This window comes from bacterium, assembly GCA_037147175.1.
In the GTDB taxonomy this organism is placed as follows: Bacteria; Cyanobacteriota; Vampirovibrionia; order Gastranaerophilales; family UBA9971; genus UBA9971.
Map to the genome: position 1 here is coordinate 1 of JBAWVS010000097.1, position 3,824 is coordinate 3,824.

Here is a 3,824-nt window from a genome sequence, read left to right on the forward strand (position 1 = left end):
GCGTTTGTGAGCCTGTTAATCTTTATTTTCGACATTTATTCCTCCTTTTGCTGTAAAGATCGCACTCGTCAATTCTTATGCTTTCGTGTGTCAGAACAGCTATTTTATCTCTTAGTTTGGTTATTAGCGGACATATGTCTTTTTTTGAACAATCGCAGCATAAATCAAGACTTTCCAAATGAACTTTCATAACTCTGAGTTGAGTAAATTCCAATTTCATTGCTGTAAACTCCTTAATAATTCAATATTTATAAAGCTTTCGAATGTTATTCTTTCAGCAGGAGTAGGCGGCATAAACTCAATGTCAAAAGTTAAATGTCCGTTTGCGATTTCTGTTGGGGGATTTTTTGCAGAATTAAATTTGCATTTACCGTCTATCAAAGCTCCTCTTCCGATAAGCGTGCGAATAAAGGCATTAACGCTCTCGCAAATTGAATCGATAAGTCCGTTGTCTATCGGATAATCAATAAATTGGAGCATCGAATATTCGACACTTTCGTGAATAATATCGGCGGTTCTTCTAATATTGATAAAATTAGTGGGGTCGGTATTGGTCGGATAAGCAGAGTTTCTGTTTCCCCACGTTCTAAAGCCTGAACCGAAGGAATTAAAGATTGTTAAGATTCCAGCTTCGTTTAAAAGATTAACTTCGCTGGTAGAATCGTTAATCACAGACGTCAGGTTTCTTTCAACGCCAATAATTCCTTTGATTTCAGTATTTGATGGTGACCAGTGATAACCCTTCTCTATGTCCTTAGATGCGATGACCCCTGCGAGCCTTTGGGAATAAGGTTCCAGTTTTGTTGTGTTGCTTGCAGTGTCATAAACTTTTAATTGCGGATAGCATAAAACCAACCTGTCAGAAGAAAAATTAAAGTTAATAGTTCCTGATGCACCCCTGCCGGTTATTGCTTGAGAGGGTGTTGTTCCGACAGGAGCGTCTATTAATCCTATTGCTCTGATGTTTCCTGCAACCGCATTTATTTCAGTTGCAACTGCTGTATCTTCACAATATTTTGGGACAATAATTGTTTTTGGATAGAAGCCAAAAAGTGAATACGAATCTTTAAGGGCTTTTAAGCCTGTTCTTTTGCCTTGAGCTGTAACAGTCCCGACAATATCAGAAGTCTGAACCTCGGAAATTGTTTCATGAGTTGCAGGGTCATATACATTCACCACTATTACAATTCCTGCACCCTGATCAAAAATTGCATTAAGTGCAGCAGGAACAGTAAATCCGCTTGTTGCTTCACCGAAATACAAAGCGGCATCTGTTTCATTAGTTATTAAAACCGGCTGGTTTATTGTTTTGTAGTCTGCTGCGACTGTATCAATCGGTGCAGTTCCGACAAGACCGATAACAGCCGTTTTTACCGTCCTAATCGTACGAACACCTTTTTTGATTTCTATCGTTTCAACTCCGTGCAAAAAGTTTGCAGGCATAGGTTTTTGCCTCCGTATTTTAAAAGTATTTTATTTTTTGTAAGCTATGTTTCTTCTATTGTTGGTGTTGTTAAACTAAAATTTATCGAATACTGCCAGATTCCGTTGTTTTCAGAGATAAAATCTTCTTTTACAGGCTGCATTTTAGAACAAACAAGAGGTCTGAAACCTGTTAAAATCTGCCTGACCTTATCAAGGTAGAAATATGAACCATTGTGGTTTCTGAGATTTCTTGTAACTACGGTGATAGAAAATTCAAGTTTTTTGTCCTGATAAATACAGCCGACACTTTTTGAATCCGAGTAACTTCCGCCCTGATAGTGAACCAGTATTGCGCCTGTCGGATGGGTTAATCTAAACTCTGACGGTTTTTCAGGAAAGCCTTCTATGTGCAAATCAGCGATTTTGCTTTTAATTCGCTCAATTATTTCATTTTCTATCTCGTTAATAGTCATATTTCGTTACCTGTAAAATTTGTTAATAAAAGATTTTGTGAAAATCCTGTCACTTGAAGTTTTGTTTGTCATATATTCTCCACGTTCGGGAGGTGAAGCAGGTACTTCAATTCCAAGAGAAATGATACCTTTTTGAATCTGTTCCAGCAGTTTTATGGAATTTTTGTATTTATCATTAATTGATTCAGGCATATCAGTATGAAATCTTCTTGAATAAAGCCTGAAAACAGTTAAATCTGCCGCAATAATTTTTATTAATACTGGAATAGTTGTTAAAGGAAGAGTGTATCTGCCTCTTAAATAACCGTCAATCAGGGTTTGCGAATACACAATTGCTTCATCGACAATTTCAATATTGATTTCATTTGCTTGAATATCGTCAGTAATTTCAATCAAAGTGTTTTCAGAAACTTGCTGTTTTATGTCATAAAGAGTGCAGTACATTTAAATTCCCCTGATTATTCGTATAATTTCACCTGCTCCTACTGCAGTATCGAGAGCATAACCGTTTGATTCTCCTGTTGAATAAGCTACGGCGTAGCCGTTTGCATCTGATGCGACACGAGTTCCTGCTGTAATTGCACCTGCTGTTTTAACTAGCAAAATTCCGAATAAAGCAACGGGAGCATATTGTTCTGCTTCAATTTCGACATCTGAAACACCGTAAGCTTTAGCGTTTGCTCCGCAATAATTTCCGTCAAAGCCTATAAATCTTTGCTTCTCGATGTTTACCGCTGCTTTTAGAGTGTCAATTAAAAGTGGTTTGTATAATCTTTCTGCCATAATCTATGAAGCCCTCATGTTTGGAGGTGGAGTAATTTGTGCAGTTTTTTCAGGAGTTACTTCGACCGTTTGTGCAGTCTGCACGACTGGTGTCTCTGCTTTGGTTTCAATTTTTGCAGGTACAGCTTGAGTAGCAGGAGTTGAAAATGTTTGATTTCTTTTGTCCTGATTTTGCCTGTTAATCTGCTGGTATTGCTGTCTGTTACTGCGGTCTTTTGTCCTGTTATAGTTATTTTGCTTTACAGGAATAGTATTTGCTTGCTGAACAGTTGGAGCTAAATTTGTTACCTGAACCGTAGTTTGAGCAGCAGATTTGTTATTAGCCGCTTCTTTTTCCTGTTTTTCCTTTTCTTTTTTTAATTCTTCAGCAGGAATTTCAGGATCTTCTTTAATAAATTCCAAATAGTCTGCAAGCCTTTCTGCATCTACTTTTCTTAGTTCAATAGTTGAACCGTTCGGATACAGTTTTTCACTGTGAAAAATATCTGTACCTTTGATTTTGTAAGTGGGCATTTTTTGCCTCCTATATTTTTATGTAACTCAAAATTTATTTAAAATATTTGCAATAATTTGTTTAGTTGGTATCGGAAATTAAATATCCTGCATCGGCTCCGACCATAAACGGTGTGTAAATATCCGTAGCCCTGATATACCTGACTTTGTTGCCTTCACGTTGGTACTCGTCAATGTTAAGAGAGTTTTTCTTTTTGATTAAATATGCAAAAGACGGGTCATACTCTGTTCTTGAACTTAATTGAGGAACATAAGCAAGGATGACATTATCTCCCCATACTTTTGTAAAATTTCCTGCTCCGTCAACAAAAACGCTTCTGCCGATTACTATATTCGGTATTTCAAATATTTCTTTGAGGAAATTAACAGTGACAATCTTGTTTTGACTGTCGCTTATTAATTTACGGAGTTTTTCATTTCTTTTTAATTCTTTCCAAGCTTCATGACCGATAACCATAGTGTTCGGATCTTGTGCAATTTTGCCGGCAATAGCATCTTTGGCTGTTTCTATTATTTCTACGGGGTCGCAATTAACCTTGTCAGAAAATTTAGATGTGCCGGAAAGTACGACTTTACTGCCTGTAGGATAATTATTAGGATTTTGCGCCAATTCAGCGCAAAGTTTTTCCT

The 3,824-nt window shown here is 37.0% G+C and carries 7 protein-coding genes; all 7 read right to left on the reverse strand.

Annotated features, from left to right (window positions below; all coding sequences use genetic code 11):
* Nucleotides 1-22: 22 nt before the first annotated feature.
* Entirely contained in the window at nucleotides 23-220 is a 198-nt protein-coding gene (locus WCG23_13115; GenBank protein MEI8390811.1) for a hypothetical protein, read from the reverse strand.
* A complete protein-coding gene (locus tag WCG23_13120) occupies nucleotides 217-1,443 on the reverse strand; it encodes a phage tail sheath subtilisin-like domain-containing protein (GenBank protein MEI8390812.1) in 1,227 nt (408 codons plus the stop codon). Before WCG23_13120 ends, WCG23_13115 begins: the two co-directional genes overlap by 4 nt.
* Nucleotides 1,444-1,487: 44 nt before the next feature.
* Nucleotides 1,488-1,898 carry a Gp37 family protein gene (locus WCG23_13125; protein MEI8390813.1) on the reverse strand — a complete coding sequence of 137 codons (411 nt, stop codon included), beginning with the start codon at nucleotides 1,896-1,898 and terminating at the stop codon, nucleotides 1,488-1,490.
* 6 nt (nucleotides 1,899-1,904) lie between these two features.
* Nucleotides 1,905-2,342 (reverse strand): DUF1320 domain-containing protein, encoded by a 438-nt coding sequence (locus tag WCG23_13130; protein ID MEI8390814.1) that lies wholly within the window; start codon nucleotides 2,340-2,342, stop codon nucleotides 1,905-1,907.
* Nucleotides 2,343-2,681: a capsid cement protein gene (locus WCG23_13135; protein ID MEI8390815.1), complete on the reverse strand. Its 339-nt coding sequence runs from the start codon at nucleotides 2,679-2,681 to the stop codon at nucleotides 2,343-2,345.
* Nucleotides 2,682-2,684: 3 nt separating this feature from the next.
* Nucleotides 2,685-3,194 carry a hypothetical protein gene (locus WCG23_13140; protein ID MEI8390816.1) on the reverse strand — a complete coding sequence of 170 codons (510 nt, stop codon included), beginning with the start codon at nucleotides 3,192-3,194 and terminating at the stop codon, nucleotides 2,685-2,687.
* Nucleotides 3,195-3,255: 61 nt separating this feature from the next.
* On the reverse strand, nucleotides 3,256-3,824 hold a 569-nt coding region (locus WCG23_13145; protein ID MEI8390817.1), incomplete at its 5' end, for a major capsid protein.